Here is a 1,599-nt window from a genome sequence, read left to right as displayed (position 1 = left end):
GTACGACATCAAGAGTCGGGGCGCCGAAGCGTACCTGGAGTTGGCTCGCGAGTTTCTCCGGAGATTGGTATGAGTACCAAACGTCGAGGTCTGGGACGCGGACTGGATGCTCTGCTGGGAGCCGAGCCGAAGGCGCTGGACGAGGCCGCGCCCGCCGCCGGCGTCGGGATATCGGTCGACCAGCTCGAGCCGAATCGCTTTCAGCCACGGAGCGCGTTCGACGACGCGGGTCTCGACGAGCTTGCGGAGTCCATTCGCGCGCAAGGCGTCGTGCAGCCGATCGTCGTCACTCCCAAGGGACCGGATTCCTACACCATCGTCGCGGGCGAACGCCGCTGGCGCGCCGCGCGCCGCGCCGGACTGGAGAAGGTACCGGTCGTCGTGCGGCAGATCGATGACGACCGGCAGTTGCTGGAGCTGGCTCTGGTCGAGAACGTCCAGCGTGCCGATCTGAACGCGATCGAGGAAGCTGAAGCCTATCGCATGCTGGGAGAGAGGTTCGAGCTATCCCAGGAGGAGATCGCCGGCCGCGTCGGCAAGGGACGTACGACGGTCACCAACGCGCTCCGGCTTCTGCGCCTGCCGGAGACGATCCAGGATTTCATCCGTGACGGCAGCTTGACGGCGGGGCAGGCTCGGCCGTTGCTCGCCATCCCAGATCCTTCTCGGCAGATCGAGATCGCCGAACGGGCGATCGCGGAAGGGCTGACGGCGCGCGACCTCGAAGCGCTGGCCGCCAGGCCCAAAGCCGCCGCCAGAGCCAGGAAGAGGAGAAAGGAGCTCGACGTCCATACCCGAGCTGCCATGGAGCGACTGACTCAGGATCTCCAGACCAAGGTCGAGATCGCTCTGAAGAAGCGTGGCGGCACCATCCGGATCCACTTCCACTCCGAGGAAGAGCTGATTCGCCTCTACGACCGACTGATGCAGAGGAAGAAATGATGTTCAAGAGCTCCGGTTCCCAGGGAGATCTCAACGGCTTTCTCGACGCTGGCAGCCACATGACGGGAGAGCTGCATTTCGAAGACACGTTCAGGATCGACGGCAAGTTTACCGGGACGATCGTTTCCGATGGCGACCTGATCGTCGGCGACCGCGGTGACGTCGATGGCGAGATTCGGGTCTGTCGAGTCTTTGTCTCCGGAACCGTCCGCGGTGCCTTGCGGGCGTCTGAGCGCGTCGAGGTCACCGCGGCGGGCAAGGTCCTGGCCGACGTTCACACGCCCTCGCTGACCATCGACGACGGTGCCTTCTTCGAAGGTCGATGCTCGATGGAACGTGGCCCGGCGGCGGAGGGTGACCGCAAGAAAGTGGCGCAGATGCCGCTGGCGAACCGGATCAAACCGCGGCTCTGAAGCGTCAGTGAACCACGATCGTCTCTCCGCGATCGGCCAAGGCTTCGTAGGAGGGCAGGAAGGTCAGGGGCTGTCGGGCCAGGAAGCCGGTCTCGAAGGCGGGAGTCAAGACGGCGCCGTCCAGGTCGCGGGCGATCGGAAATCCCAGGCCGTAGAGTAGCGTCGGCACCAGGTCGACGAGCTCCGCCGGCCGGAACAGCGCGGCGGGCTGGATGCCTTCACCCAGGAACATCAGGACGCCATC

Annotated in this window: 3 protein-coding genes; 2 read left to right on the top strand and 1 reads right to left on the bottom strand. The window is 65.0% G+C overall.

Annotated features, from left to right (window positions below):
- The first annotated feature begins 69 nt into the window (after positions 1-69).
- Positions 70-942 carry a ParB/RepB/Spo0J family partition protein gene (locus GY769_23425; GenBank protein ID MCP4204870.1) on the top strand — a complete coding sequence of 291 codons (873 nt, stop codon included), beginning with the start codon at positions 70-72 and terminating at the stop codon, positions 940-942.
- Positions 939-1,355: a polymer-forming cytoskeletal protein gene (locus GY769_23420; protein MCP4204869.1), complete on the top strand. Its 417-nt coding sequence runs from the start codon at positions 939-941 to the stop codon at positions 1,353-1,355. Before GY769_23425 ends, GY769_23420 begins: the two co-directional genes overlap by 4 nt.
- Positions 1,356-1,359: 4 nt before the next feature.
- Here the strand turns inward: GY769_23420 and GY769_23415 are convergent.
- The coding region (locus GY769_23415) for a hypothetical protein (protein ID MCP4204868.1) at positions 1,360-1,599 on the bottom strand (240 nt) is incomplete at its 5' end.

It is taken from the genome of bacterium, from assembly GCA_024224155.1.
Classification (GTDB): Bacteria; Acidobacteriota; Thermoanaerobaculia; order Multivoradales; family JAHEKO01; genus CALZIK01.
This window is presented reverse-complemented; position numbering and strand designations above follow the sequence as displayed.

Excerpts from the sequence above, each read along its gene's own strand:
- GY769_23420 (MCP4204869.1), top strand. The coding sequence starts at position 939 with ATGATGTTCAAGAGCTCCGGTTCCCAGGGAGATCTCAACGGCTTTCTC.
- GY769_23425 (MCP4204870.1), top strand. The coding sequence starts at position 70 with ATGAGTACCAAACGTCGAGGTCTGGGACGCGGACTGGATGCTCTGCTG.